This window comes from Streptomyces sp. NPDC001933, assembly GCF_042890955.1.
GTDB lineage: Bacteria > Actinomycetota > Actinomycetes > Streptomycetales > Streptomycetaceae > Streptomyces.
In genome coordinates, this window is the sequence record NZ_JBIASS010000001.1 from 621,485 (window position 1) to 646,914 (window position 25,430).

22 protein-coding genes are annotated in these 25,430 nt (G+C 72.3%); 10 read left to right on the forward strand and 12 right to left on the reverse strand.

The annotated features are described in order from the left end of the window. Positions 1 to 120 precede the first annotated feature (120 nt). From ACFYY7_RS02740 to ACFYY7_RS02750, 3 genes are read right to left on the reverse strand one after another with little or no spacing between them, the layout of a single operon-like run. A complete protein-coding gene (locus tag ACFYY7_RS02740; RefSeq protein ID WP_388656128.1) occupies positions 121 to 963 on the reverse strand; it encodes a heme ABC transporter ATP-binding protein in 843 nt (280 codons plus the stop codon). Further along, positions 960 to 2,063 (reverse strand): FecCD family ABC transporter permease, encoded by a 1,104-nt coding sequence (locus tag ACFYY7_RS02745; RefSeq protein WP_388656130.1) that lies wholly within the window; start codon positions 2,061 to 2,063, stop codon positions 960 to 962. Before ACFYY7_RS02745 ends, ACFYY7_RS02740 begins: the two co-directional genes overlap by 4 nt. Beyond that, positions 2,060 to 3,142, reverse strand: coding sequence for a hemin ABC transporter substrate-binding protein (locus ACFYY7_RS02750; protein ID WP_388656133.1), 1,083 nt, complete (start codon positions 3,140 to 3,142; stop codon positions 2,060 to 2,062). The genes ACFYY7_RS02745 and ACFYY7_RS02750 overlap by 4 nt, the downstream gene beginning before the upstream one ends. Before the next feature lie 141 nt (positions 3,143 to 3,283). On the opposite strand from ACFYY7_RS02750, the gene ACFYY7_RS02755 reads away from it, so the two are divergent. The 3 genes from ACFYY7_RS02755 to ACFYY7_RS02765 all read left to right on the forward strand — a co-directional run bounded on the left by ACFYY7_RS02755 (position 3,284) and on the right by ACFYY7_RS02765 (position 7,074). Continuing rightward, positions 3,284 to 4,681 (forward strand): HtaA domain-containing protein, encoded by a 1,398-nt coding sequence (locus ACFYY7_RS02755; protein ID WP_388656136.1) that lies wholly within the window; start codon positions 3,284 to 3,286, stop codon positions 4,679 to 4,681. 50 nt (positions 4,682 to 4,731) lie between these two features. Continuing rightward, the gene (locus tag ACFYY7_RS02760; RefSeq protein ID WP_388656139.1) at positions 4,732 to 6,309 is read left to right on the forward strand and encodes an HtaA domain-containing protein; all 1,578 of its coding nucleotides are present in this window, start codon (positions 4,732 to 4,734) and stop codon (positions 6,307 to 6,309) included. Positions 6,310 to 6,387: 78 nt separating this feature from the next. After that, a complete protein-coding gene (locus tag ACFYY7_RS02765) occupies positions 6,388 to 7,074 on the forward strand; it encodes a PhzF family phenazine biosynthesis protein (protein WP_376626190.1) in 687 nt (228 codons plus the stop codon). A gap of 18 nt (positions 7,075 to 7,092) precedes the next feature. On the opposite strand, the gene ACFYY7_RS02770 is transcribed toward ACFYY7_RS02765, so the two are convergent. Together ACFYY7_RS02770 and map are read right to left on the reverse strand one after the other, a co-directional pair. After that, the gene (locus ACFYY7_RS02770; protein ID WP_388656142.1) at positions 7,093 to 7,755 is read right to left on the reverse strand and encodes a heme oxygenase (biliverdin-producing); all 663 of its coding nucleotides are present in this window, start codon (positions 7,753 to 7,755) and stop codon (positions 7,093 to 7,095) included. A gap of 238 nt (positions 7,756 to 7,993) precedes the next feature. After that, entirely contained in the window at positions 7,994 to 8,851 is an 858-nt protein-coding gene (gene map / locus ACFYY7_RS02775) for a type I methionyl aminopeptidase (protein ID WP_351251708.1), read from the reverse strand. Positions 8,852 to 8,909: 58 nt separating this feature from the next. Between map and ACFYY7_RS02780 the strand changes: the two genes are divergently transcribed. After that, a complete protein-coding gene (locus ACFYY7_RS02780) occupies positions 8,910 to 9,143 on the forward strand; it encodes a hypothetical protein (RefSeq protein WP_388656145.1) in 234 nt (77 codons plus the stop codon). Positions 9,144 to 9,189: 46 nt separating this feature from the next. Here the strand turns inward: ACFYY7_RS02780 and ACFYY7_RS02785 are convergent, their stop codons facing one another. Together ACFYY7_RS02785 and ACFYY7_RS02790 are read right to left on the reverse strand one after the other, a co-directional pair. Further along, positions 9,190 to 10,542, reverse strand: a complete 1,353-nt coding sequence (locus ACFYY7_RS02785; protein ID WP_388656148.1) for an MFS transporter — start codon at positions 10,540 to 10,542, stop codon at positions 9,190 to 9,192. A gap of 93 nt (positions 10,543 to 10,635) precedes the next feature. After that, the gene (locus ACFYY7_RS02790) at positions 10,636 to 11,238 is read right to left on the reverse strand and encodes a hypothetical protein (protein ID WP_124718013.1); all 603 of its coding nucleotides are present in this window, start codon (positions 11,236 to 11,238) and stop codon (positions 10,636 to 10,638) included. Positions 11,239 to 11,380: 142 nt separating this feature from the next. On the opposite strand from ACFYY7_RS02790, the gene npdG reads away from it, so the two are divergent. Together npdG and ACFYY7_RS02800 are read left to right on the forward strand one after the other, a co-directional pair. Beyond that, complete coding sequence (gene npdG, locus ACFYY7_RS02795; protein ID WP_388656151.1) at positions 11,381 to 12,091, forward strand: NADPH-dependent F420 reductase; 711 nt, start codon at positions 11,381 to 11,383, stop codon at positions 12,089 to 12,091. A gap of 145 nt (positions 12,092 to 12,236) precedes the next feature. After that, positions 12,237 to 12,410, forward strand: a complete 174-nt coding sequence (locus ACFYY7_RS02800; protein WP_388656153.1) for a hypothetical protein — start codon at positions 12,237 to 12,239, stop codon at positions 12,408 to 12,410. A 61-nt stretch (positions 12,411 to 12,471) separates the two neighbouring features. Here ACFYY7_RS02800 and ACFYY7_RS02805 read toward each other — a convergent pair whose 3' ends face one another. After that, positions 12,472 to 13,278: a site-2 protease family protein gene (locus tag ACFYY7_RS02805; protein ID WP_388656156.1), complete on the reverse strand. Its 807-nt coding sequence runs from the start codon at positions 13,276 to 13,278 to the stop codon at positions 12,472 to 12,474. A gap of 204 nt (positions 13,279 to 13,482) precedes the next feature. Between ACFYY7_RS02805 and ACFYY7_RS02810 the strand changes: the two genes are divergently transcribed. After that, entirely contained in the window at positions 13,483 to 16,806 is a 3,324-nt protein-coding gene (locus ACFYY7_RS02810; RefSeq protein ID WP_388657099.1) for a BTAD domain-containing putative transcriptional regulator, read from the forward strand. 9 nt (positions 16,807 to 16,815) lie between these two features. Here ACFYY7_RS02810 and ACFYY7_RS02815 read toward each other — a convergent pair whose 3' ends face one another. The 3 genes from ACFYY7_RS02815 to panB all read right to left on the reverse strand — a co-directional run bounded on the left by ACFYY7_RS02815 (position 16,816) and on the right by panB (position 19,700). Continuing rightward, positions 16,816 to 17,670: an ABC transporter permease gene (locus ACFYY7_RS02815; RefSeq protein ID WP_388656159.1), complete on the reverse strand. Its 855-nt coding sequence runs from the start codon at positions 17,668 to 17,670 to the stop codon at positions 16,816 to 16,818. Next, entirely contained in the window at positions 17,667 to 18,689 is a 1,023-nt protein-coding gene (locus ACFYY7_RS02820; protein ID WP_376314653.1) for an ATP-binding cassette domain-containing protein, read from the reverse strand. Before ACFYY7_RS02820 ends, ACFYY7_RS02815 begins: the two co-directional genes overlap by 4 nt. Before the next feature lie 123 nt (positions 18,690 to 18,812). Continuing rightward, positions 18,813 to 19,700, reverse strand: a complete 888-nt coding sequence (gene panB, locus ACFYY7_RS02825) for a 3-methyl-2-oxobutanoate hydroxymethyltransferase (RefSeq protein WP_388656163.1) — start codon at positions 19,698 to 19,700, stop codon at positions 18,813 to 18,815. Positions 19,701 to 19,875: 175 nt separating this feature from the next. Here panB and ACFYY7_RS02830 point away from each other — a divergent pair, with 175 nt between their 5' ends. The 3 genes from ACFYY7_RS02830 (at position 19,876) to ACFYY7_RS02840 (ending at position 23,535) form a co-directional block, all read left to right on the forward strand. Further along, a complete protein-coding gene (locus tag ACFYY7_RS02830; RefSeq protein ID WP_388656166.1) occupies positions 19,876 to 21,492 on the forward strand; it encodes an MFS transporter in 1,617 nt (538 codons plus the stop codon). Continuing rightward, the gene (locus ACFYY7_RS02835) at positions 21,489 to 22,181 is read left to right on the forward strand and encodes a TetR/AcrR family transcriptional regulator (protein ID WP_388656169.1); all 693 of its coding nucleotides are present in this window, start codon (positions 21,489 to 21,491) and stop codon (positions 22,179 to 22,181) included. Before ACFYY7_RS02830 ends, ACFYY7_RS02835 begins: the two co-directional genes overlap by 4 nt. Before the next feature lie 307 nt (positions 22,182 to 22,488). After that, positions 22,489 to 23,535, forward strand: coding sequence for an endonuclease/exonuclease/phosphatase family protein (locus ACFYY7_RS02840; RefSeq protein WP_388656172.1), 1,047 nt, complete (start codon positions 22,489 to 22,491; stop codon positions 23,533 to 23,535). An 88-nt stretch (positions 23,536 to 23,623) separates the two neighbouring features. Here the strand turns inward: ACFYY7_RS02840 and ACFYY7_RS02845 are convergent, their stop codons facing one another. Then, positions 23,624 to 25,378, reverse strand: coding sequence for an NAD+ synthase (locus tag ACFYY7_RS02845; RefSeq protein ID WP_376320379.1), 1,755 nt, complete (start codon positions 25,376 to 25,378; stop codon positions 23,624 to 23,626). Between the last annotated feature and the right edge of the window lie 52 nt (positions 25,379 to 25,430).

Below are 25,430 nucleotides of genomic sequence, written 5' to 3' on the forward strand. Positions count from 1 at the left end.
TAACCGAGGCTTACCTGAGCGATACCCACCCGTGCCGTGATTCAGCTCTCATCCCGCGGACTCGGGAACGGGCTGATCACGGACCGCTCATGGGCGTCCCACGGAAAGGTCAAGCAACGGTCAAGAGCCTCTTGTCGGTACGACGAGGGGTGCCCCGGTCCGCGGATGCGGGAACACCTCGACCGGCTGCCGGTAGACCTCGCCGAGCAGTTCGCCCGTGAACACCCCGGCGGGCGGCCCCACCACCGCGATCCGTCCGCCGTGCAGCACGGCCGCCCGGTCCGCGTACGCCGCCGCGAGCCCCAGATCGTGCAGCACGACGACGACCGCGTCCCCGGCGGCGGCCCGCTCCCGGCAGATCCGCAGCACCAGTTCCTGGTGGCGCAGGTCGAGCGCGGCCGTCGGCTCGTCGAGCAGCAGCAGCGGGGCGCGCTGCGCCAGCACCCGGGCCAGCGCGACCCGGGCCCGCTCGCCGCCGGACAGGGCGGAGAAGGGGCGCTCGGCGAACTCGGTGACCTCGGTCGCCGCCATCGCCGAGGCGACGGCGGGATCGTCCTCGTCGGCCCGCTCCGTACCGGCCCACGGCGCCCGCCCCATCCGTACGACGTCCGCCACCGGGAACGGGAACGACAGCGAGGCGGACTGGGGCAGCACGGCCCGGCGCAGCGCCAGTTCGGCGGGCGACCAGTCGGTGACCGGACGCCCGTCGATCCGTACCTCGCCCTGCTCGGCGGGCAGATCTGCGGCCAGCGCCGCCAACAGGGTCGACTTGCCCGCCCCGTTGGGCCCCACGAGCGCCAGCACCTCGCCCGCGCGGGCGGTCAGGTCGATGGAGTCGAGCACCGGCCGCTGCCCCAGCCGCACCCGCAGCCCGCGCGCCTCGGCGACGGGGGAGCCGGGGGAGAGGGGAGCGGGCAGCAGGCGCCGTACGCGTACCCGGAAGGGATTCCTCAGAGACTTCATGCCCAACCACCTTGCTTGCGACGGGTCCTGCGCAGCAGCCAGAAGAAGAACGGGCTGCCGAAGAGCGCGGTCAGCACGCCGAGCGGCAGCTCGGCGGGGTCGGCGACGGTACGGGCCGCGAGATCGCCCACCACCAGGACCAGGGCGCCGCCGAGCGCACTGCCGGGGATCAGGAAGCGATGGCCGGGGCCGTTCGCCATCCGCAGCAGATGCGGCACCAGCAGCCCCACGAACGAGATGATCCCGGCGACCGCCACCGCGGCGGCGGTCAGCAGCGCCACGACGAGCACGAGCACGATCCGGAGCCGTTCCACATCGACGCCCAGATGGCGGGCGGGCCGCTCACCGAGCGCGAGCAGGTCCAGCTTCCGGGCGTGGAACGGTGCGACGAGCAGCCCGAGCACCGCGCACGGCAGCACGGCGAGCACCTTGGGCCAGGTCGCCTGGGCCAGCGAGCCCAGCTGCCAGAAGGTGATCTGGGAGACCTGCGCGTTGTCGGCGAAGAAGATGAACAGCCCGATCAGCGCGCCCGCGAAGGCGTTCACCGCGATCCCGGTGAGGATCAGCGTCACCACCTCGGTCCGGCCGCCCGACCGGGACAGCGCGTACACCAGCAGCACCGTCGCGAGCCCGGCGGCGAACGCGCAGACGGTGACGGTCCAGTTGCCGAAGAAGTTCAGACCGAGCGCGATCGAGGCGACCGCGCCGACCGCGGCGCCGGAGGAGATCCCGATCACTCCGGGCTCGGCGAGCGGATTGCCGAACACCCCCTGCATCAGGGCGCCCGCGCAGCCCAGCGACGCCCCGACCAGCAGGGCGAGGACGACCCTGGGCAGCCGTACGTTCCACAGCACGCTCTCGCCGACCCGGTCCAGTGCCGCCCCGCCGAGGCCGAGCCGGTGCTGGACGGAGCCGAGGACGTCGCCGAGCGGGATGCTGTACGCGCCGAGCCCGGCGGAGAGCAGGCAGCACACCAGGAGGGCGGCGAGCAGCCCGGCGGTCAGCGCGAAGGACGGGGAGCGCCGGGGCTTTCCGGTGGTGGTGGCAGTGGCGGTGGCCGTGGTGTCGGTCCGGGGCCGTTCCGGGGAGGAGGTGGTCACTTGTCCGCCCCGTCCTTCGGGTAGAGCTGTGCGATCAGTTCGCTCAGCACCCGGTCCGTGCGCGGGCCGTAGTTCAGCAGCACGCCGTCGTCGATGGAGATGATCCGCCGGTCCATCCCGGCCGGGGTCTCGGCGACGCCCGGGATCTTCACGAGCCCGTCGACGCCGCCCACCGATTCGAGCCCCTTGGACATCACCAGGATGGCGTCCGGGGCGGCCTTGGCGAGGGCCTCGCTGGTGATGGCGGTGAAGTCCTTCTTCAGCCCGGACGCCTTGCCCGCGTCGACGGCGCCCGCCGCTTCGAGCAGCGAACTCGCCCCGGACTCCCGGCCGCCCAGCAGATACACGGAGGCCGAGCCGCGCAGATAGAGGAAGGCGACCCGGGGCTTCGTCTCCCCGTCCGCCGGGGCGGGCACGGACTTCTGTACGGCGTCGATGCGCGACTGGGTGCGCGACTTCAGTTCGGTGCCCGAATCCGGCACACCCAGGGCCGCGGCCACGGTGTCGATCCGGCGGCCGACATCGGAGAGCTGCTTGGCGGGTGCGACCACGACGAGCGGAATGCCGGCGTCCCGGATCTGGTCGATGGCCTCCGCCGGGCCGGTCGTGGTCTCGGCGAGCACGACGGTCGGCTTCAGCGACAGCACGCTCTCCGCCGAGACGTCATGGGCCCGGGTCACCACCGGGAGTTCCGCGGCCTGTTCGAAGGTGGCGGTGATGTCGCGGGCGACGACCTGCTTGCCGAGGCCGAGCGTGAAGACGATCTCGCTCAGCCCGCCGGTCAGCGGAACGATCCGGTCCGTCGAGGCGATGGTGACCTCGGCGCCGTCCGCCGACTTGACCGTGACGGGCAGTTGCGGATCCGGCGCGGTGGTGAGGGGCTCGATCCGGTCGGCGGTGGCCTTGGCGGCGGTGGTGGGAGCCTTCGCGTCCGTACCGCCGCCGCAGCCCGTCAGGGCGAGGGCCAGCGCGAGGGCGGCGGTCAGGATGCCGAGCGGTCCACGGGTCCCGGCAGCCCGCCGGCGCCCCGGCCGCCGGTCGGCCCGGCCCGGTGGGGCGAAGTCCTGCGAGAAGCGCACTGGGGCACCGTCCTGTCGTTCCTGTCGCCCGCGAGAGGCAGTTGGTCCTGGTATCTGAGGGATGCGGGGGCCGGGGGCCGCCGCGAAACCCGTGTGACTTAGGTTAGCCTTACCTGACTTTCCAGACCTCGGAGGGGTCCCATGCTGCCGTCCAGACCTGCCCGCGCACTCGCCGTCGCGCTTCTCACGGCCGTGCTGGGAGCGCTGCTCCCGGCCACCGCCGCGCAGGCGGCGGGCCGCACGGTGCAGGGCGGCAGGCTGGACTGGGGGATCAAGTCCTCCTTCCAGAGCTATGTCACCGGCCCGATCGCGAACGGCAGTTGGAGCCTGACCGGCGGCGCCGCCACGGTCGGCGGCAGCCAGTTCCGCTTCCACTCCGCCACCGGTTCCTACGACCCGGCGACCGGCGCCTTCGGCTCGGCCTTCGCGGGCGGGGTCCACTTCCTCGGCCACCGGAAGGCCGACGGCAGCCATGAACTCGACCTCACCATCAGCCGTCCCACCGTCCGCATCACGGGCGGCAGCGGCACTCTGTACGCCGACGTGGTCAGCAAGGACCGGGGGAGCGGGCGCGTGACCTCGGCCGCCCAGGTGCCGCTCGCGACGCTCGGCCTGTCCGGGATCGACATGAGGGGCGGTTCCACCCCCATCGCCCTGAGCAACGTCCCGGCGACCCTGACCGCCCAGGGGGCGAAGGCGTTCGCCGGCTACTACACCGCCGGCACCCCGCTGGACCCGGTCAGCCTCTCCGTGGACACCGCCGCCCCGGCCGGGAAGCCGGCCGCCACCAAGTCCCCCGAGAAGAAGCCGCAGTCGAAGAAGACCGCCCCGGCCGCCGGGCGCTTCGAGGACGCCGCCGTCGACTGGGGCGTCCGCCGGACCTTCCGCGAGTACGTCACCGGCTCCATCGGCAAGGGGAAGTGGACCCTCGCCGATGGAGCCCAGGACGGCGGGGCACTCTTCCGCTTCCCGCGCGGCGAGGGCACGTACGACCCGGAGAAGCAGACCCTGGACGCCGGCTTCGCGGGCAGCGTCCACTTCACCGGGGCCGACGGGCTCGACCTGGAACTCTCGGCCGTCAAGGTCCGGGTGAAGGCGGGCAGGGGCACGCTCCTGGCCGACGTCCACCGCGACGGCGGCCGGGACGAGGCCGTCCCGCTCGTCACCTTCACCGCGAAGGACTTCGCACCGAAGGACGGTCTCGCCGTCCTCACCGAAGCCCCCGCCACCCTCACCACCGACGGCGCCGAGGCGTTCGGCTCGCTCTACCGGGCGGGCACCGCCATGGACCCCGTCTCCCTGGCCGTCGCCGTCGACTCCGGGGCCGAACTGCCCGCCCTGCCCGACCTGGGCAGCGACCCCGCCCCCTCGTCCGCGCCGTCCGCCCCGGCCACGGCGAAGCCCGCCGAGGCAGCGGCGTCCGACACCGGTGACGGCACCGTCCTGTACGCGGTCCTCGGCGGCGCGGGCGTCCTCGCCGTCGCGGCGGGCGCGCTGTATCTGGCCCGCCGCCGCACCGCCCGGCAGAACGACAACTGACCTTCCCCATCCCACCCCCTGTTCCTGTGTTCCTGAGGAGACCAACGACCATGGCAGCAACCAACCGCCGCCCCATAGCTCTCACCGCCGCAGTCGCCACGGCGGCCGCCCTCGGCGCCACCGTGTTCGCCCTTCCGGCGCTCGCCGCCGACGGCGCCGCGACCGGCGCCACGGCCGCCGCACCGAAGCTGGAGCTGACGGACGGCACGCTGGAATGGGGCGTCAAGGAGTCTTTCCGCAAGTACCTCGCCTCGTCGTTCTCCGGCGGGAAGATCACCGTCCAGGACGGTGCCGTCCAGGCGCCCGACAACGGGGTGTTCACCTTCTCCGGCGGCAAGGGCACGTACGACACGGCCACGCACGGCACCGACACCGCCTTCGGGGGCGGCGTGAACTTCTACGCCCACGGGGGAGTCCTCGACATCACGCTCTCCGACGTGAAGCTCGCCACGACCGGTACCGGCGGGGCGATCACCGTCGACGTCACGACCCCGAAGGGCACCAGCGACGACGTCGAGTTCGCGGCCCTCGACCTCTCGGCGGTGAAGCCGGGCAAGGGCGAGGGCGGCGCGATGGTCTTCAAGGACATCCCGGCGACGCTCACCAAGGCGGGCTCCGAGGCGTTCGACGGCCAGTACAAGGAAGGCGACGCGCTCGACCCGGCCACCCTCTCGGTGAAGGCGGTCACGCCCCCGTCCACCGACCCCACCGAGGAGCCCGGCACCGAACCGACCGGCACGCCCTCCACCGAGCCCACCGGCAGCCCGTCCACCGGACCGGGCACGAAGCCCACCAAGCCCGCATCCCCGTCCCCCTCGGTCACGGCCACCGACAAGCCGGCCGCCACCCCGGGCGAGATCGTCGACGGCACTCTGGACTGGGGCGTCAAGAAGTCCTTCCGCTCGTACGTCACGGGCCCGATCGCGGGCGGCAGGGTCGAGACGACGGCAGGCGCCACCGCGTCCGGCGACGGCTACCGGTTCCCCGACGCGAGCGGACACTTCGACGCCGCGAAGCAGAGCCTGAACGCCGAATTCCACGGCAAGGTCCGCTTCCTGGGCCATGAGGAGGACGGCGCGTACACCCTCGACCTCTCCCTGAGCGGCATGGAGATCCAGGTCGACGGCGCGAAGGGCACCCTGATCGCGGACGTCTCCAGCAAGGACCGCAAGACCAAGGAGGTCTCCACCTACACCGGTCTGGCCGTCGCGGACCTGAAGCTGCCGAAGGGGCAGCTCGCCGTCAAGAACGGTGTGGTGAACCTCTCCGCCGTCCCGGCGACCCTCACCGCCGACGGCACCAAGGCATTCGGCGGCATGTACAAGGCCGGCGAGCAGCTCGACGCGCTGACCGTCGCGGTCGCCCTCGACAAGGACGCCGAACTCCCGGGCGCCACGGGCGGTTCCGGCTCCGCGGGCGGCTCCGGATCGGCCGGCGGCTCCGGATCGACGGGCGGCTCAGCGACCGTGGGCGGCGGCAGTGTCGGTGGCGGCTCGGTCGGCGGTTCGGGCTCCCTCGCCGCCACCGGCTCCGGCATTCCGGCGGGCGCCCTGTTCGCCGCCTCGGGCGTGGTCGTGGCGGCCGGCGCCGGAGTCGTGATCGCGGCCCGCCGTCGCCGTACCGTCTGACCCGTCCGGGTCCCGTGACGGCACCGCCCGGGTGGACCGGCCGAACGGCCGCCACCCGGGCGGTGCTTGAATGCCCACATGAGCGACATCGACTTCGACGTACCCGAGGGCATCGACGTACTGCGCGTGTTCTGCGGCCCCGACGGGCGGCACGGCAACGCCCTCGGCGTGGTGCGCGACGGCCGGACCTACCCGGACGAGGCGTCCCGGCAGGCGCTGGCCGGCCGGCTCGGCTTCAGCGAGACGGTGTTCGTCGACGACCCCGAGCGCGGACAGGTCGACATCTACACCCCGGGACTCCGCCTCCCGTTCGCCGGGCATCCGCTCGTCGGCACGGCCTGGCTGCTCGACCTGGAGATCCTGGAGCTTCCGGTCGGGGAGATCTTCGCCCGCCAGGACGGCGAGTTCACCTGGATCACCGCCCGCCCCGAGTGGGCACCCCCGCGCACGCTGGAGCGGTACGGGTCCGTCGCCGAGGTCGAGGCGCTGGACGGGCCGCCGCCGGGGGAGGGCTGGCTGTACGTATGGGCCTGGGAGGACGAGGCGGCCGGCCGGGTCAGGGCGCGGGCGTTCCCCCGGCGCGACGACAACATCGTGGAGGACGAGGCGACCGGAGCGGCGGCGCTGCTGCTCAGCGCGGAGCTGGGGCGCGCCCTCAACATCAGACAGGGCCGCGGCTCCCAGATCCTCACCGCCCCCGCGCCCGACGGCACGGTGGAGGTCGGCGGCCGGGTGGCACTGGCCGCCGTACGGGCCCGGCGCTGAACCGGGCCCGAGGCACCACTACGCGCTGAGCGGGAACACCTCGCCCAGCTCCCGGAACACCGCCGTGTTCAGCGCGAACGCGCGCTTGCACTCGTCGACGACGCGCTGCTTCTCCAGGTCGTCCGCGTCCACCGCGTCCAGCAGCTCGCGGTAGTCCCGCTTGAACGAGGCGGGGTTGGATATCTCCTCGAAGACGTAGAACCGGACCCCGTCGCCCTTGCGCGCGAAGCCCCAGGTCCGCTCCGCCCTGTCCCGGATGATCTGGCCGCCGGAGAGGTCGCCGAGGTAGCGGGTGTAGTGGTGCGCGACGTATCCGGCCGGCCAGTCGCGGGCGCACTCGACGACCCGGGCGGCGTACACGGCCGTGGCCGGCAGCGGCTCCAGGCCCTCGCGCCAGTCCGCACCCCGCAGATGGGCCAGATCGCGCTCCAGCTCGGCGGTGCGCATGAGTTCGGGCCGGATGAAGGGACCGGCGACCGGGTCGCCGTGCAGCGCCTGCGCGCCTTCCTCCAGGGCCCGGTACACGAACCACAGCTGCTCCGTGTACCGCGTGTACGCCTCCACTCCGAGGCGCCCGCCGAGCAGGTCGCTCATGAAGGTCGAGGTCTCCGCCTCGGTGTGCTGCTCGTGCGACGCGGTACGGATGAGCGTCGAGAAGGGCGTGGTGGCGGTGGCGTCCAAGGCGGGCCTCCTGGGACCGAGAGGGGACGGGAAGTCCTGAAAGAGACGGAAAAATCGGCAGCGACCGCGTGGTGCGGTGGCGCTGTCGACAACTCCGATCTTCCTACTTAGGCTTACCTAAGTCAACAGCTTCCCGACAACCTGTCGGTAAAAACGATACGCCTGGTTCCGCGTGCGGGATACGCGAAAGCGGCCACCCAGGAGGGCGGCCGCTTTCGCGGAGGAACGGTCCGGGCGGTTACGGGAGCGTGAGGATCTCGGCGCCCGTCTCCGTCACCACCAGCGTGTGCTCGAACTGGGCGGTGCGCCTGCGGTCCTTCGTCACCACGGTCCAGCCGTCGTCCCACATGTCGTAGTCGTGACTGCCCAGCGTCAGCATCGGCTCGATGGTGAACGTCATCCCGGGCTGCATCACGGTGGTCGCGTGCGGGCTGTCGTAGTGCGGAATGATCAGGCCGGAGTGGAACGAGGAGTTGATCCCGTGCCCGGTGAAGTCCCGCACCACGCCGTAGCCGAAGCGCTTGGCGTAGGACTCGATGACCCGCCCGATCACATTGACCTGCCGGCCCGGCCGGACCGCCTTGATCGCCCGGTTCAGCGACTCCTCGGTGCGCTCCACGAGCAGCCGAGACTCCTCGTCCACGTCGCCGCAGAGGTACGTGGCGTTGTTGTCGCCGTGCACACCGTTGATGTACGCCGTGACGTCGAGGTTCACGATGTCGCCGTCGCGCAGCACCGTGGAGTCCGGGATGCCGTGGCAGATCACCTCGTTGAGCGAGGTGCAGAGCGACTTGGGGAAGCCGCGGTAGCCGAGCGTCGACGGGTAGGCGCCGTGGTCGCACATGAACTCATGGGCGACCCGGTCGAGTTCGTCCGTCGTGACACCCGGGGCGATGTGCTTCGCGGCCTCCGCCATCGCCTGCGCGGCGATCCGGCCGGCGATGCGCATGCGCTCGATGGTGTCGGTGTCCTGGATCTCCGGACCGGTGTACGGGGTGGGGGCCGGCTTGCCCACGTATTCGGGGCGCCGGATGTTTCCGGGTACGGAGCGAATGGGAGTGATCTCCCCGGGTACGAGCAGCGACTGGCCAGACATGTCAGCGAGTCTAACCAGCGCGCTTGGGGCAGCATGGCTCCGAGGGAAGGAGCCGATGATGGCCCTGTTCAAGAAGCGCACGGTCGGCAAGCCGGGCGAGTGGTACTACTGCCTGGAACACCACAAGGTCGAGGAGGGCCCCGAGTGCCCGGCCAAGGACCGGTTCGGGCCGTACACCTCCCGTGAGGAGGCGCAGCACGCGATGGACACCGCGCGGGAGCGGAACCTGGAGTGGGAGAACGACCCCAAGTGGCACGACGGGGGCGCCACCCCGCCCGACCAGCAGGCATGACCGGGGGCGCCGGGGCCCCGTCCCCGGGGCCCGTCCCCGGCGTTCCTCAGGCGGCCGAGGGCGCGGAGGGGCTGGATTCGCCGGCTGCGGTTTCCCTGGCCTCCCTGGCCTCCCTGGCCTCCCTGGCCGCCCGCCTGCGCAGCGCGTCCTCGTCCGTCTCGGAGTCGTAGGTGAGCAGCTTCGGCAGCGCCGCCGTGAGCAGCGCGACCGAGGCCACGCACGCCACACCGCCGCTCCAGATCGCCGACCGGGTTCCCGTCCAGCCCGCCATCGCACCGGCCCGCACCTGACCCAGTTGCGGGCCGACGCTGTACGAGAGCACCTCGATGCCCGCCAGCCGGCCCCGCAGCTCCTCCGGGATCGTCTGGTTCCAGATCGTGGAGCGGCCCAGGCCGCTGAGCATGTCGCCCGCGCCCGCCACCGCCAGGCAGACCAGCACCAGCCACACGTTGCCGAACCAGCCGGCCGCCGCGATCGCAAGCCCCCAGACCGCGGCCCCGAACACCACGAACAGCCCATGGCGCCGCACCCGCGACGTCCAGCCGCTGGTCAGCCCCAGCACCAGCGAGCCGACCGACCCGGCCGCGTACATCAGGCCCAGCGACCAGTCGGCGTCCAGCTCGTCCGCGAGGAACGGGAAGATCGTGTTCGGGAAGGCGAAGAACATCGCCGCCAGGTCGACCGCGTACGTTCCCAGCAGCACCGGCCGGCTCCAGGCGTACCCGGCTCCCTCGGCGATGCCGCGCAGCGAGGGCTTCTTGCTGCCCCGGGCGGGCGGCGCCGGCGCGAGGCGCAGACACAGGAGCACTGAGACGGCGAACGTGGCCACCGTGACCGCGTACGCCGTGGCGTGCCCGGCGTAGGCCACCACGAGCCCCGCCACCGCCGGACCGGTGATCGCGCCGAACTGCCAGCGCAGCGAGTTCAGCGCGGCGGCCGCGGTCTGCTGCTCGTGCGGCACGATCCGGGCCATCAGGGAGTCCAGCGCGGGCCGCTGGAGCCCGGCGAGCGCGGAGACCCCGGCCGCGACCAGGTAGAGCGGCCAGAGCATCGGGCCGGGCAGCGCCGCGTTCACCAGGAGCACGAGGGCGAGCAGCCCGAGCCCGGCCTCGGTGGCCAGGATCACCTTGCGGCGGTCCGCGGCGTCCGCGAGCGCCCCGCCGTACAGGCCGAAGACGACCAGCGGCACCAGCTCGACCGCGCCCATCACCCCGACGGCCAGCGGTGAACCCGTCAGCTCCTTGATCTGGAGCGGCAGCGCGATCATCGCCATGAAGCTGCCGAAGTACGTCACCACCCCCTGGAACCACAGCAGCCGGAAGTCGGCGGAGGCGCGAAGGGGGGTGAGGTCGGGCAGCAGAGCGGCCAGCCGGGCGGCCGGGGACGGAGCAGAGGTCACAGGAGGCCATGCTCCGGCGCCGTGGGAAGTGCCGCAACGGGATTTCCGCGGCGACGGCGGCCCCGGGCGTCGCTGCCCGTGATCGGCAGCCCGTCACCACCGGGCCGGGGGCGGCGCCGTCAGCTGGTCGGCGAGCCGGGACAGCCGGTCCCGGAAGCCGCGGCGGCCGCGCGGCGCGGGGGCGCTGTTCTCCCCGGCCGCCGCGCTCACCAGATGCTGCACGGTGTCCAGGTCCACGTCGTCCGCGCCGGTCACCGCGAGCGTCTCGTGGGCGAGCCCGCGCACCTCCGGATCACCGTCGCTCAGCGAGAGCACCGTGGCCCCGGCGCGCCGCGCGTCGTGCACCCGCTCCAGCAGCCCCGCGCCGGGCCGCTCCGGGGCCACCAGGAGCAGCGTCTCGCCCCGCCCCGCCGCCTCAATCCGGCCGAGGCCCACGGCCAGATGCGCGGGGCCGCCCGGCTCCACCCGGTGGCGCACCAGGGTGGGGGCCAGTTCCGGCAGCCCGGACCAGGTGGACTCGTCGACCAGATGGGCCGCCAGATGCCACGGCTCGTACGCCGCCGTCCCCACCAGCAGCAGGCCGCCGCCGTGCGGCACGACGGACGACCGCAGCGCCCCGGCGAACCGCCGGGTCGCGGCGGGCCACTCGGTCCCGGCGAGCACTTCACGGAGCAGGGCGACGCGTACGGCATCCATGGCCCGGCATCCTGCCCGAGGGCCCCTGCCCGGCGCCGGAGAACGGCCCCGAACCAGCCGAACGGGAACAAGGGCGAGAGCAAGTACGGGAACAAGGGATGACACCGGGTCCCGTTCCGTGGCGGGCAGTAATGTCGGAGCCATGACTACGAATGGCAGTGACAGCGCGGCCAAGCCCCCCGCCAAGGACCCCTGGGACCTTCCCGATGTCTCCGGGCTGACCGTCGGCGTGCTCGGCGGCACCGGACCCCAGGGGCGCGGCCTGGCCTACCGGTTCGCCCGCGCCGGGCAGCGGGTGATCATCGGCTCCCGGGCCGCCGACCGTGCGAAGGGCGCCGCCGAGGAGCTGGGCCACGGCGTCGAGGGCGCGGACAACGCGGAGTGCGCGCGCCGCAGCGACGTCGTGATCGTCGCCGTGCCGTGGGACGGGCACGCCAAGACCCTGGAGTCGCTGCGGGACGAGCTCGTGGGCAAGCTCGTCATCGACTGCGTCAACCCGCTCGGCTTCGACAAGAAGGGCGCCTACGCGCTGAAGCCCGAGGAGGGCAGCGCCGCCGAGCAGGCCGCCGCCCTGCTGCCGGATTCCCGGGTCACCGCCGCCTTCCACCACCTCTCGGCGGTGCTGCTGCAGGACGAGTCCATCGAGGAGATCGACACCGATGTGCTGGTGCTGGGCGAGGCCCGCGCCGACACCGACCTCGTGCAGGCGCTGGCGGGCCGGATCCCCGGCATGCGCGGCATCTTCGCCGGCCGGCTGCGCAACGCGCACCAGGTCGAGTCGCTGGTCGCCAACCTGATCTCGGTCAACCGCCGCTACAAGGCGCACGCGGGACTCCGCACGACCGACGTCTGAGCCGGACCGTCACCGGGGTCCGGGCCCGGGCCGCCACCGGCCGTCCGGGTCCGAGCCGCTCCCGGGCCCACCCTGCGGCAAGCGAAAAGGGGCATGGGGGACACTGGACGGGACCGTGCACCACCCCCGACAGGAGCCGCCCCCCATGCCCCGACTCGCTCTCTACGCCATCACCGTCTGTGCCCTGGCCGTCGTCGCGGCCGTGATCTCGTTCGTCCAGGGCAGCCTGCTCGGGATCGTCTGGGTGCTGCTGGCCGGGCTCTCGTCCAACATGGCGTGGTTCTACCTGCGCCGGCACCGCGCACAGACCGCGGGCTGAGGCTGCCGGAGGCCACTCGACCGCCTCCGGGTCCGGCCGCCGGTCCCGCCCGGTCCGCCGGTCACGGGCCGAAGGCGCAGACCGGATACTCCTCGTTCCAGTTCTCCCAGAACCGGTAGGCGGCGCGGCCGCACTCCGTACCCAGGCCGCTCACGCCCAGCGAGTCCAGCACCCCCTGGACCAGGTCGAAGAAGACGTGGTTGATCCCCGGGATCCACAGCACGGCGAACACCGCGATCAGCCCGAACTGCGCGAACGGCTCCACCTTGCGCCGGATCCGGTACGACAGCCAGGGCTCGATCACCCCGTACCCGTCCAGCCCCGGCACCGGCAGGAAGTTCAGGATCGCCGCGGTGACCTGGAGCAGGGCCAGGAACGCCAGCGCGTACCGGAACTCCCTCGGGACACCGTCCAGCGCGTGCAGCCAGAACGGCGCCGTGCACACCAGCGCGAACAGCACGTTGGTCAGCGGGCCCGCCGCCGAGATCAGGCTGTGCTTCCACCGCCCGTGGATCCGCCCCCGCTCGATGAAGACCGCGCCGCCGGGCAGCCCGATCCCGCCCATGATCACGAACAGCACCGGCAGCACGATGCTGAGCAGAGCGTGCGTGTAGGCGAGCGGATTGAGGGTGAGGTACCCCTTCGCACCGACCGAGAGGTCCCCGCTGTGCAGCGCGGTGCGGGCGTGCGCGTACTCGTGCAGGCAGAGCGAGACCACCCACGCCCCCGTGACGAAGACGAAGACCGCGAGCCCGTACGGATACCCGGTGTCCGTCCACACCGCCCAGCCCGACACCGCCGTCACGGCGGCGATCCCGAGGAAGACCGGGCTGATCCGCCGGTCGCTGCGGGCGCTTGCGGTGGTCATCGGCGAACTCCTGACGGACGGCCGGAAGGGGGACGGTGCGGCGGGCGGCGAGCCCGACCGTACCGCCGACACGTCACAAACGTCTCGCGCCGGGGCGGTGGTTCCGGACAGGGTGGGGGCATGACGAGCGATCCGGAGCACACCGCACAGGGGTACGCGCGGACAGGTGTGCGTTTCCCGATCCCGGTCACGGAGAATGGGCCGGTGCGCTACTGCATCCTCGGAACGACCCGGGCACTGAGCGACGACGGCACGGCCGTCGCCGTCGGCGGGGCACGGCTGCGCGCCCTGCTCACCGTCCTCGCGATGCGCCCCGGCCGCACCGTCCCCGCCGCCGTGCTCGTCGACGAGGTGTGGGACGGCGAACCGCCCGCCGACGCGGTGGGCGCACTCCAGGCGCTCGTCGGCCGGCTCCGGCGCGCCGTCGGCCACGACGCGGTCGTCTCCGCCGAGAGCGGCTACCGGCTGGCCGCCGAGCCGGACACCGTCGACCTGTACCGCTTCGAACGGCTCGCGGGCGAGGGCGCGCGGGCGCTGGAGGAGGGCGACGCGGCGAAGGCCAGGACGGTGCTCGACGACGCGCTCGGCCTGTGGCGCGGCCCGGTCCTGGCCGATCTGCCCGACCGCGACGCCGTCTCGGCCCGCTGGGAGGCCCGGCGGCTGGACGCCCGCCGCAACCGGCTCCGCGCCGTCCTGGCGCTCGGCCGCGCGGACGAGGCCCTGCCCGAACTGGTCGCCCTGTGCGCCGAGCACCCGATCGACGAACCCCTCCAGGCACTGCGGCTGCGGGCCCTGCGGGGCGCCGGGCGCACCGCCCAGGCACTGGCCGCCTACGACGAGGTCCGCACCTCGCTCGCCGACCGCCTCGGCACCGACCCCGGACCCGAACTGCGCTCGCTCCACGCCGAACTGCTCCGCCAGGACCCGGTCCGCCCGCCCGCGCCCGACGCCCCGGCCGCGCGGTTGACGGCTCCCCGCACCGCGCCCTCCGCCGCACGGCACGGCAACCTCCGGGCCAGGCTCACCAGTTTCGTCGGGCGCGAGGACGACATCGAGACCCTGCGCGAGGACCTCTCGCACGCCCGGCTCGTCACCCTCCTGGGCCCCGGCGGCGCGGGCAAGACCCGGCTCTCCCAGGAGGCCGCCGAATCCGCCGGGCCTGCCTGGCCGGACGGCGTCTGGCTGGCCGAACTCGCCCCCGTCGACGACCCCGAGGCGGTCCCGGAGGCCGTACTGACCGCGCTCGGCGCCCGCGAGACCGTGCTGCGCGGCGCCGGTGCCGAGGAGATCAGGGTCGCCGAGGGAAGCGCGAACGACCCCCTCGCCCGCCTCACCGAGCACTGTTCCCGGCGCCGCATGCTGCTGCTCCTGGACAACTGCGAACACCTCGTCGACGCGGCCGCCGCCCTCGCCGACCACCTGCTCGCCCACTGCCCGCAGCTCACTGTGCTCGCGACCAGCCGTGAACCGCTCGGCGTGCCGGGCGAGTTCGTCCGCCCCGTCGAACCGCTGCCCGACCCGATGGCGCTGCGCCTGTTCGCCGAACGCGGCGCCGCCGCCCGGCCGGGCTTCCGGACCGACACGGACGAGGAGACCGCGGCCGCCTCGGCGGAGATCTGCCGCCGCCTCGACGGACTGCCGCTCGCCATCGAACTCGCCGCCGCCCGGCTGCGGATGCTCACCCCGCGCCAGATCGCCGACCGGCTCGACGACCGGTTCCGTCTGCTCACCAGCGGAGCCCGCACCGTACTGCCCCGGCAGCAGACCCTGCGCGCCGTCGTCGACTGGTCCTGGGACCTGCTCGACGAAGCCGAACGCGCCGTGCTGCGCAGGCTCTCCGTCTTCGCGGGCGGCTGCACCCTGACCGCAGCCGAGGCGGTCTGCGCGGACGGGCCGCAGGGCGCGCGCGAGGTCGCCGGGCTGCTCGGCTCCCTCGTCGACAAATCGCTCGTCGTCGCCGCGCCCGCCGAGGACGGCGAGATGCGCTACCGGCTGCTGGAGACCGTCGGGGAGTACGCCGCCGCCCGGCTCGACGAGGCGGCGGAGCGCGACCCCGTGGTCCGGCGCCACCTGGTGTTCTTCCGGGAACTGGTCCGCACCACGGAGCCCCGGCTCCGCGGCGCCGGACAGCGGTCCGCCATCGAACTGCTCCAGCGCGAGTACGAGAACATCCGCACCGCCCTGCGCTGTGCCGTCGCCGCCCGCGACGAGCAGGAGGCGCTCTGCATGGTGCTCTCGCTGTGCTGGTACTGGCAGATGCGCAACCTGAGCGGCGACGCGCTGCACTGGGCCGACGCCGCCGCCGCGCTGGGCCCCGACCCCTTCGCCCCGCCCGCCGAGCCCGCGCCCTCCATCCACGAACGCTGCACCGACGCACCGCCGCCCATGCGGCCCGAACTGCTCCAGGAGGCACGCCGCCAGGCGGGGCTGATCCGGCTGGTCAGCATGGACCACGCTGCGGAGCGGTGGACCGACGAGGCGAGCATGGCCCGGCTGCGGGTCATCGCGAACACCTACCGGGCCGGCCAGCCGCAGACCTGCCGGGTCCCGGCATCGCTCTGGTTCTTCGCGGTCATGCTCGTCGGGGAGACCGGCAGGCTGCGCGAGCTGCTGGACGAAACGGTCCGCGCCTGCCGGGAGTTCGGCTACGAATGGGAGCTCGCCGGGGCCCTCCAGATGCGGGCCAACGTGCTGGCCAACCGGCCCGAGTGGGCGGGCGACGCGCGCACGGACGCCGACGAGAGCCTGGAGCTCTTCGGCCGGATCGGTGACGACTGGGGCGTCGCCGAAGCGCTCTCGGCGCGGGGCGAGGCCAACGAGCGCCGGGGCGAGTACGCCCGCGCTGCCGAGGACTTCCAGGTCGCCATCGGGTACGCGAAGGAGCTGGGCGCGGCCTCCCAGGTGGCGGTCCTGAGCACCAGATACGCGGCCGTGCTCACCGAGATGGACCGCGGTGCCGAGGGCGAGGCGATCCTGCGCGAGGTGATCGCCGGGCGGCACGACACGAGGTCCATCGCCCGGCTCCATCTGGCCATGTGGCTGGGGCGCACCGACCGCACCGGCGAGGCGCGCGAGCAACTCACCGTACTGCGCGAGGAGTTCCACTCCGAGACCATGGCGATCTTCGACGGGGTCGTGCTGGGCGCGATGGCCTGGCTGGACAACCAGGACGGGCGGTACGCGGAAGCCCTGCCCCGGGGCCTGGTGGCGCTGGAGCGGTCCCACGACCGGCTGTCGCAGTTGGTGGCCCCGCAGATGTCCGTCATCAACCTCGTCTCCCTCGCCCGCTCGCTGGCCGGCATCGGCGGCGAGCGGCGGGCCACCACCGCGGCCCGGCTGCTGGGGGCGGGCCGGGAACTGCTGCCCCTGGGGCACGTACCGACGTCGATGGAGCGCGACGACTGGGCACGGGTGGAGGAACTGGCCGTCGCCGTGCTCGGCCGGGCCGCCTACGAGAGCGCGTACGCCGAGGGCGGCGGCCTCGGTCTGGAGGAGGCCACCGCCCTCGTGGACGCGTACCGGGAGTGACCCGGCCGGTCAGGACTTCTTGCGGAACTTGGCGACCGCGAGCGGCGCCATCACCGCGGTGATGACCACGGTCCAGCCGAGCGTCACCAGGACCGAGTGTGCGAGCGGGCCGCCCATCATCAGGGCGCGCGCGGCGTCGGCCAGGTTGGACAGCGGGTTGTAGTCGGTGAACGTCTGGAGCCAGCCGGGCATCGTCTTGGTCGGGGCGAAGATCGAGGAACCGAACTGGAGCGGCATCAGCACGAGCATCCCCATTCCCTGAACCGCCTGGGCCGTCTTCATGGTCAGTCCGAGCAGGATGAAGATCCACATGATCGCGGCGCCGAACGCGGCCGACAGCGCGATCGCCCCGACCAGCCCGAGCACCGACTCCTGGAGCTCCATGCCGAGCGCGAAGCCCATGGCCAGCAGGATGAGGGTGGCGACCATCATCCGGCCCAGCTCGACCACGATCTTCGCGATGAGCACCGAGGAACGGGCGATCGGCATCGTCCGGAACCGGTCCATGACGCCCTTGCGGAAGTCGTCGTTGACACCGGAGCCGACCGCCATGGCGATGTTCATGCCCATCATCGCCATCAGCCCGGGGATCAGGTAGTTCAGGTACTCCTGCCGGCCGCCGCCCATGCTGCCGCCGACCGATCCGCCGAAGACGTACACGAACAGCAGGGTGAAGATGACGGGCATCAGGAGCGCGTCGAACATCGACTCCGGATCCTTTTTGATCTGGAGCATGTTGCGCCGCACCAGCGCCCCGATGTGGCGCAGGTTGTTCCGCAGCCCTATCCGGCCCTCGTCGTGGACCGTCCTCGCCCGGGCGGACTCGGTGGGCGTGGGCGTGGGTGTCAGAGTCGCCGTGCTCATGCCGCGACCTCCTCGGGGATCGTGTCGGTGGCGGAAGCGGACTTCTCGCCGGTGATGGCGAGGAAGACCTCGTCCAGGCTGGGCAGCGCGGTGGCGACGTGCGCCAGCGGGAAGCCCCGGGTGCCGAGCAGGCCGATCACGGCGGTCAGCTGCTCGTCGCTGAGGATCGGTACGTACAGCAGTCCCTCGTCCGGGACGGCCTGCGCACCCGATACCCCATCGAGCCCCGCCTCGCGGATCGCCTGCGCCATCGCGGCCAGCTGCGCCGGGTCGGAGGGCCGGATCTGCAGGGTGCGGCCGCCGACCTTCGCCTTCAGCTCGTCGACCCCGCCCCGGGCGATGATCTTCCCCTTGTCGATGACGGTCAGCTCGCTGGCGAGCTGCTCGGCCTCTTCCATGTACTGGGTGGTGAGCAGCACGGTCGCCCCCTCCGCGACCATCCGCTGCACCTCGTCCCAGACCTCGTTGCGGGTCCGGGGGTCCAGCCCCGTCGTCGGCTCGTCCAGGTACAGCACGGCCGGGTTGCCGATCATCGAGGCGGCCAGGTCGAGCCGGCGCCGCATGCCGCCGGAGTAGTCCATCGCGGCCTTCTTCGCCGCGTCGGTGAGCGAGAACCGCTCCAGCAGCTCGTCGGCCCGGGACCGGGCGGCCTTGCGGGACAGATCGAGCAGCCGCCCGATCATGTAGAGGTTCTCCCAGCCGGAGAGCTTCTCGTCGACCGAGGCGTACTGCCCGGTCAGACCTATGGTGCGGCGCAGCTGCCGGGGCTGCTTCACCACGTCGTAGCCCGCCACGGTGGCGTGTCCGGCGTCGGGGACGATCAGGGTGGACAGGCAGCGTACGAGAGTGGTCTTGCCCGCTCCGTTGGGGCCGAGGACACCGAGCACGGTGCCTTCGCGGACATCGAGGTCCACGCCGTCCAGAGCCTTGGTCGAGCCGTAGTGCTTGACCAGCCCCCGGACCTCGACGGCGTTCGAGCCGCTCCTGGGGTTCTTGTCGATTCGCGTCATGTCCACCATGGGACCAGCCGCCACCGACAGTCCGCCGACAGCAGGCCGACAGCCCGCCGATGGGGGATGTCGGCGGGCTGTCGGTGGTGCCGGCAGTGGTTCGGACGGAACGAACCGGTGGGACCGGTGGAGTTAGTGGAAGGTGTGCTCGGCGGCCGGGAAGGCGCCGCCCACGACCTCTTCCGCGAACTCCTTCGCCGCGTCGCCCAGCACCTGGCGCAGGTTCGCGTACTGCTTGGTGAAGCGCGGCACCTTGCCGCCGGTCAGCCCGACCATGTCGGTGTAGACCAGCACCTGGGCGTCCGTGTCGGGACCGGCGCCGATGCCGACCGTCGGGATGTGCAGGGTGCGGGTGACCTCGGCGGCCAGTTCGGCCGGTACGAGCTCCAGGACGACGGCGAACGCGCCCGCGTCCTGCACGGCCTTGGCGTCGCGCAGCATCTGCTGGGCGGCCTCCTCGCCGCGGCCCTGCACCCGGTAGCCCATCGCGTTGACGGACTGCGGCGTCAGACCGATGTGGGCCATGACCGGGATGCCGGCGTCGACGAGCAGCTTGATCTGCTCGTGGCTCCGCTCGCCGCCCTCCAGCTTGACCGCGCCGACGCCGGACTCCTTGATCAGCCGGGTGGCGTTGCGCAGGGCCTGGACGGGGCCCTCCTGGTACGCCCCGAAGGGCAGGTCCGCGACGATCAGGGCACGCTTGGTGCCCCGTACGACCGCCGCGGAGAGGATCGCGATCTCGTCCATCGTGACGGGCACGGTGGTCTCGTAACCCAGGTGGCAGTTGCCCATGGAGTCGCCGACGAGCATGACCGGGATCCCGGCCTCGTCGAAGACGGACGCGGTCATCGCGTCGTAGGCGGTGAGCATGGGCCACTTCTCGCCGCGCTCGGTGGCGGCGGCGATGTCGTGGATGGAGATGCGGCGGGTGCTCTTGCCTCCGTACAGCGCCTTGCTGCTGTCGGTGCGGGTACCCGTGGGGGGTGTTGCGGACTGATTCTGCGCAGCCTGAAGCGACATTGCCAACGGCTCCTTCGTCATCTCGAGGCGCCCTGACGGCGTCCCCGGACCGGTTCCATGGTGGCATCCCGCGGTGGTCCACGGGAAGTGGGCCCCGCACACGCCCGTAAAGGGTTCCCCAAACGGCTTTCCAATACGAGACGGTCTCGTATCGAAATCGGATAAGCTCCGTTTCATGTCGATGCCGTCCGGTGCTCGCGCCGCCGCGCCCCAGATTCCGGAGGCGGTCCACCGTCGCCGCTGGGCGATCCTCGTCGTCCTGATGTTCAGCCTGCTCATCGTCGTACTGGACAACTCGATCCTGAACGTCGCGGTCAAGACCATCGCGAGCCCCGCACCCACCGGCCTGGGTGCCACCCAGAGCCAGCTGGAGTGGGCGATCAACGCCTACACCCTCGTCTTCGCCGGACTCCTCTTCACCGCCGGGCTGCTCGGCGACCGCATCGGCCGCAAGAAGACGCTGCTCTTCGGCATCCTGATCTTCGGTACCGGCTCCGCGCTCGCCGCCATGTCCGGTTCGCCCACCCAGCTGATCACCTGGCGCGCGCTGATGGGGTTCGGCGCCGCGTTCGTCATGCCCGCCACCCTGGCCGTCCTGATGAACGTCTTCGAGCGCGATGAACAGCCCAGGGCCATCGGCCTGTGGGCCGGCAGCGTCGGTGTGGCCATCGCGATCGGCCCGATCACCGGCGGGCTGCTGCTCGAACACTTCTGGTGGGGCTCGATCTTCCTGGTCAACGTGCCCGTGGTGATCGTGGCGCTGATCGCGATGATGCTGCTGGTGCCGGACTCCAAGGACCCGAACCCGGGCCGGACCGACCCGATCGGCGTAGTGCTCTCCATCATCGGCCTGGTGTTGCTGGTGTACGGCATCATCCGCGGCGGCCAGCTCGCCGACTTCGCCGACCCCGTGGTGCTGCTGTCGAGCTTCGGCGGGCTGCTCGTGCTGGCCGGGTTCGTCTGGCACGAGAAGCGCAGCACCCACCCGGCTCTCGACATCGCGTACTTCAAGGAGCCCTCGTTCGCCGCGGCCGTCGCCGCCATAGCGCTGGTCTTCTTCGCGCTGATGGGGGTGACCTTCTTCTCCGCCTTCTACATGCAGAGCGTGCGCGGCTGGACCGCTCTCCAGGCGGGCGCGATGCTGCTGCCGCTGGCCGCCACCCAGATGATCTTCGCGCCCCGGGCCCGGCTGCTCGTCGACCGCTTCGGCGCGCGTGCCACCTGTACCGGCGGCATGCTGCTGGTCGCGGTCGGGCTGGCGGCGTTCGCGCTGTTCGACGGGACCACGCCGGTCTGGGTGCTGTGCCTGCTCTTCTTCGTCCAGGGCACCGGCATGGCGCATGTGATGACACCGGTCACCGTCTCCGTGATGCAGGCGCTGCCCCGGGAGAAGGCCGGTTCCGGATCGGCCATCAACAACACCTTCCGGCAGGTCGGCGGGGCGCTCGGGGTCGCCGTGCTCGGTTCGGTGCTCTCCACCGTCTACCGGGGCGACATCGAGGGCCACCTCGCCGCGCTCCCGGCCGGGGCCAGGGACGCGGCGGGGGAGTCGATCGAGGCGACGCTCGCCATCGCGGACAAGCTGGGCCCGGCGGGCGCCGGGCTGATCGCCTCGGCGAACGACGCGTTCCTGAAGGCCATGCACGTCACCGCCATCGGTTCGGCGACCATCGCCCTGGTGGGCGCCCTCGTGGTCGCACTCTTCCTGCCGGGGAGGCCGCCCGCCGAGGAGGGCCCCGACGGGTCCGGCCGGGGCGACCGGCCGGTACGCGCGGCGGGAGCGGGCCGATGAGACCGGCGACCCGGCACCGCAGCGAGGGGTGGACCGACGCGCGGGCACAGGCACCGGCACAGGGCCGGGAGCAGCGGCTCGGGCAGGCTCCGGAACCGCGACGGGGCCGGCCGCGCAGCGCGGCGGCCGAGCGGGCGATCCTGGACGCCGTCGTCGGACTGCTGGAGGCCGGTGAGCCCCTGGCGGCCTTGTCCATCGAGCGGATAGCCCGGACCGCGGGGGTCGGCAAGGCGACGATCTACCGGCGGTGGAGCGGCAAGGAAGAACTCTTCGTCGACGTCCTGAAGGACATGGAGCCGCCGGAGCCCGCGGTCTCGGGCACCGCCGGGCTCGACGACCTGCGACTGCTGCTGGATTCGCTGCGCAGGCGCGGCCTGGCCCAGCGCTCCTCGGCCCTGCTGTACAACGTCTTCGCGCAGATGAAGAGCCACCCCAAGCTGTGGGAGGAGTACCACAGCAGCGTCATCGCACCCCGCCGCGTCGCCATGCTGGCTGCCGTCCAGCGCGCCGTCGACGCCGGCGAACTCCGGGCGGACCTGGACGTGGGTCTGATGGACGACCTGTTCCTCGGGCCCATGCTCGTACGCACCATCCACCGGCCCGACGCGCCGCTGCCCGACGATCTCGCCGACCGCATCGTCCAGGTCCTGGTCGAGGGCCTGGCACCCCGCCCGTCGGGCGACAGCTGACCCGGCCGGCGACGCCCGACACTCCCGGACCGGGGCGCGGAACCGGAACCGGGCCCGGACCCGCCCGAGTGTGAGCGTTCTGTCACAAGCCCCCACAGACCCCGCCCGGCCGGAACCCGCCGGACCCCGCCCTTCGTCCTCGTGGCAGTAAGGCCGTCGTCGACGGCAGGAAACACGCCGCCCATCGCCTAGGGTCTGTCCGGCGGGTCAGGGTCGGTCAGGGCCGCGGCCCCGGCCATGATCCGCCGGACAGGCCCTGGGGTCGAGGGCGCGGCGACATGCACGGCAAGGCAGTGAGGACAGCGCGATGGTGCAGGCGTACGGAGCGGACACCGGGAACGACCGTGCGGAACCGGAACCGGAACCGGAGCCGGGGCGCGTCGGGCCGGGATCCCGCTTCCGGGGCCTGCGCGACAGGCTGACCCGCGACCCGGGCATCTGGCGGCGCGGCATCGTCCTCGCCCTCTGTTCGGTGCTTCTCACCCTGGTGATGGCCTTCCACGCCGAGATCCCGAACACCATCGGCAACCTGGGCAGCCTCTCCGAGACGTTCCTGCCGTGGTTCGGGGCGTTCGTCCCGCTGCTGCTGGTCCTCGGCCTGGTGCGCCGTTCGGCGACCGCGCTGATCGCCCTGCTGCTGCCGGTCGTGGTCTGGTTCAACGCCTTCGGCGGCCTGCTCACCGACAAGTCCACCACCGGCGGCGACCTCACCGTGGCCACCCACAACGTCAACGCCGACAACCCCGACCCCAAGGGCACCGCCCGGAAGGTCGCGGACTCCGGCGCCGACGTCATCGCCCTGGAGGAGCTGCCGAACGGCAAGGTGGCGGCGTACGAGGCGGCACTCGCCGACCGCTACCCGTACCACTCGGTGCAGGGGACCGTCGGCCTGTGGAGCAAGTACCCGATCAGCGCGACCAGGCCGGTCGACATCAAGATGGGCTGGACCCGCGCGATGCGCTCCACGGTGACGACACCGAAGGGCGAGATCGCCGTCTACGTGGCCCACCTGCCGTCCGTACGGGTCAAGCTGCACGCCGGATTCACCGCCAACCAGCGCGACGACAGCGTGGACGCCCTGGGTGAGGCCATCGCCGACGAACGGCTCGACAGGGTGATCCTGCTCGGCGACCTCAACGGCACGATGAACGACCGCGCCCTGAACGCGGTCAGCTCCCAGCTGCGCTCCACCCAGGGCGCGGCCGGTGACGGCTTCGGTTTCAGCTGGCCGGCCTCGTTCCCGATGGCACGGATCGACCAGATCCTGGTGAAGGACGTCGAACCGGTGTCCTCGTGGACGCTCGGCGCGACGGAGAGCGACCACCTGCCGATCGTGGCGCGCGTGAAGCTGTGACGCGGTGACCCGTTCCGCCACCGTTGACGCGCGCCGAAACGCGAGGGCGCGGTGACCGGTCCGCCCGGTCACCGCGCCCCCGCCCCGCTCAGCCCGACTCGCGCCACCGGTTGGTGATCGGCAGCCGCCGGTCCTTGCCGAAGCCCTTCGGGGAGATCTTCGTGCCCGGCGGGTACTGCCGCCGCTTGTACTCGGCTGTGTCCACCATCCGCAGCGTCTTCGCCACCAGCGCCGCGTCGAAGCCGGCCGCGACGATCTCGTCCAGGCCCTGGTCCCGGTCGACGTACAGCTCCAGGATCCGGTCCAGTACGTCGTAGTCGGGCAGCGAGTCCGTGTCGACCTGCCCCGGGCGCAGCTCGGCGCTGGGCGGCTTGGTGATGGACGCCTCCGGGATCGGCGGGGTCTGCCCGCGCTCCTCGGCGGCCCGGTTGCGCCACTTCGCCAGGCGGAAGATCGACGTCTTGTAGACGTCCTTGATCGGGCCGTACGCCCCGACCGAGTCGCCGTACAGCGTCGAGTAGCCGACGGCCAGCTCGGACTTGTTGCCCGGCGCGAGGACGATCTGGCCCTCCTGGTTGGAGACGGCCATCAGCATCGTGCCGCGCAGCCGCGACTGGAGGTTCTCCTCGGCGAGACCGGTGAGCCCCAGCGAGCCCATGTACGCGTCGAACATCGGCTCGATCGGCACGGTGCGGAAGTTCAGCCCGGTACGGCGGGCCAGCTCGGCCGCGTCGCCCTTGGAGTGGTCCGAGGAGTACTTCGACGGCATCGAGATGCCGTACACGTTCTGCGCCCCCAGCGCGTCGCAGGCGATCGCGGCGACCAGCGCCGAGTCGATCCCGCCGGAGAGCCCGATCAGCACACTGCTGAAGCCGTTCTTGGCGGCGTACGCCCGCAGCCCCACGACCAGCGCCGAGTACAGCTCCTCGTCGTCGTCCAGCCGCTCCGCGTAGCCGCCGGTCAGCTCCGCCGGGTACGCCGGGAGCGGCTCCTCGGAGAGCACCACGTGGTCGATCCGCAGTCCGTCGTTGACGACCCCGGACGGCGGCTCGGCGGCGGCCGCCGGCAGCTCCAGGTCGAGCACGACGCTGCCCTCGGCGAACTGCGGCGCACGGGCGATCACTTCGCCGTCCCGGTCGACGACGATCGAGTCGCCGTCGAAGACCAGCTCGTCCTGGCCGCCGATCATCGCCAGGTACGCGGTGGTGCAGCCCGCCTCCTGGGCCCGCTTGCGGACCAGTTCCAGCCGGGTGTCGTCCTTGTCCCGCTCGTACGGCGAGGCGTTGACCGACAGCAGCAGACCCGCACCGGCGGCCCGCGCGGCCGGCACCCGGCCGCCGTCCTGCCAGAGGTCCTCGCAGATCGCGAGCGCCACGTCCACGCCGTGGACCCGTACGACCGGCATCGAGTCGCCCGGCACGAAGTACCGGAACTCGTCGAAGACGCCGTAGTTGGGGAGGTGGTGCTTGGCGAAGGTCAGCGCGACCTGCCCCCGGTGCAGCACCGCGGCGGCGTTCTGCGGGGAGCCGGCCGGCTGCCCGTAGCGGGGCTGGGCCGTCTCCGAGCGGTCGAGGTAGCCGACCACGACCGGCAGCTCCCCGAAGCCCTCGGCGTCGAGCCGGGCGGCGAGCGCGCGCAGCGCCTGCCGCGAGGCCTCGACGAAGGACGGGCGCAGGGCCAGGTCCTCGACGGGGTAGCCGGTCAGCACCATCTCCGGGAACGCCACCAGGTGGGCGCCCTGTTCGGCGGAGTGCCGGGTCCAGTGGACGATCGCCTCGGCGTTGCCGGCGAGGTCACCGACGGTCGAGTCGATCTGATTCAGTGCGAGACGTAGTTGAGGCACGCGCACCAGTGTAATCGTCTGACTGACGCAATGTCCTGGCGGGCCGCGGAAT

Excerpts from the sequence above, each read along its gene's own strand:
- ACFYY7_RS02820 (WP_376314653.1), bottom strand. The coding sequence starts at position 18,689 with ATGGTGGACATGACGCGAATCGACAAGAACCCCAGGAGCGGCTCGAAC.
- ACFYY7_RS02760 (WP_388656139.1), top strand. The coding sequence starts at position 4,732 with ATGGCAGCAACCAACCGCCGCCCCATAGCTCTCACCGCCGCAGTCGCC.
- ACFYY7_RS02755 (WP_388656136.1), top strand. The coding sequence starts at position 3,284 with ATGCTGCCGTCCAGACCTGCCCGCGCACTCGCCGTCGCGCTTCTCACG.
- ACFYY7_RS02840 (WP_388656172.1), top strand. The coding sequence starts at position 22,489 with ATGGTGCAGGCGTACGGAGCGGACACCGGGAACGACCGTGCGGAACCG.
- ACFYY7_RS02765 (WP_376626190.1), top strand. The coding sequence starts at position 6,388 with ATGAGCGACATCGACTTCGACGTACCCGAGGGCATCGACGTACTGCGC.
- ACFYY7_RS02830 (WP_388656166.1), top strand. The coding sequence starts at position 19,876 with ATGTCGATGCCGTCCGGTGCTCGCGCCGCCGCGCCCCAGATTCCGGAG.
- ACFYY7_RS02740 (WP_388656128.1), bottom strand. The coding sequence starts at position 963 with ATGAAGTCTCTGAGGAATCCCTTCCGGGTACGCGTACGGCGCCTGCTG.
- ACFYY7_RS02835 (WP_388656169.1), top strand. The coding sequence starts at position 21,489 with ATGAGACCGGCGACCCGGCACCGCAGCGAGGGGTGGACCGACGCGCGG.
- ACFYY7_RS02815 (WP_388656159.1), bottom strand. The coding sequence starts at position 17,670 with ATGAGCACGGCGACTCTGACACCCACGCCCACGCCCACCGAGTCCGCC.
- panB (WP_388656163.1), bottom strand. The coding sequence starts at position 19,700 with ATGTCGCTTCAGGCTGCGCAGAATCAGTCCGCAACACCCCCCACGGGT.
- ACFYY7_RS02800 (WP_388656153.1), top strand. The coding sequence starts at position 12,237 with ATGCCCCGACTCGCTCTCTACGCCATCACCGTCTGTGCCCTGGCCGTC.
- ACFYY7_RS02780 (WP_388656145.1), top strand. The coding sequence starts at position 8,910 with ATGGCCCTGTTCAAGAAGCGCACGGTCGGCAAGCCGGGCGAGTGGTAC.
- npdG (WP_388656151.1), top strand. The coding sequence starts at position 11,381 with ATGACTACGAATGGCAGTGACAGCGCGGCCAAGCCCCCCGCCAAGGAC.
- ACFYY7_RS02790 (WP_124718013.1), bottom strand. The coding sequence starts at position 11,238 with ATGGATGCCGTACGCGTCGCCCTGCTCCGTGAAGTGCTCGCCGGGACC.
- ACFYY7_RS02805 (WP_388656156.1), bottom strand. The coding sequence starts at position 13,278 with ATGACCACCGCAAGCGCCCGCAGCGACCGGCGGATCAGCCCGGTCTTC.
- map (WP_351251708.1), bottom strand. The coding sequence starts at position 8,851 with ATGTCTGGCCAGTCGCTGCTCGTACCCGGGGAGATCACTCCCATTCGC.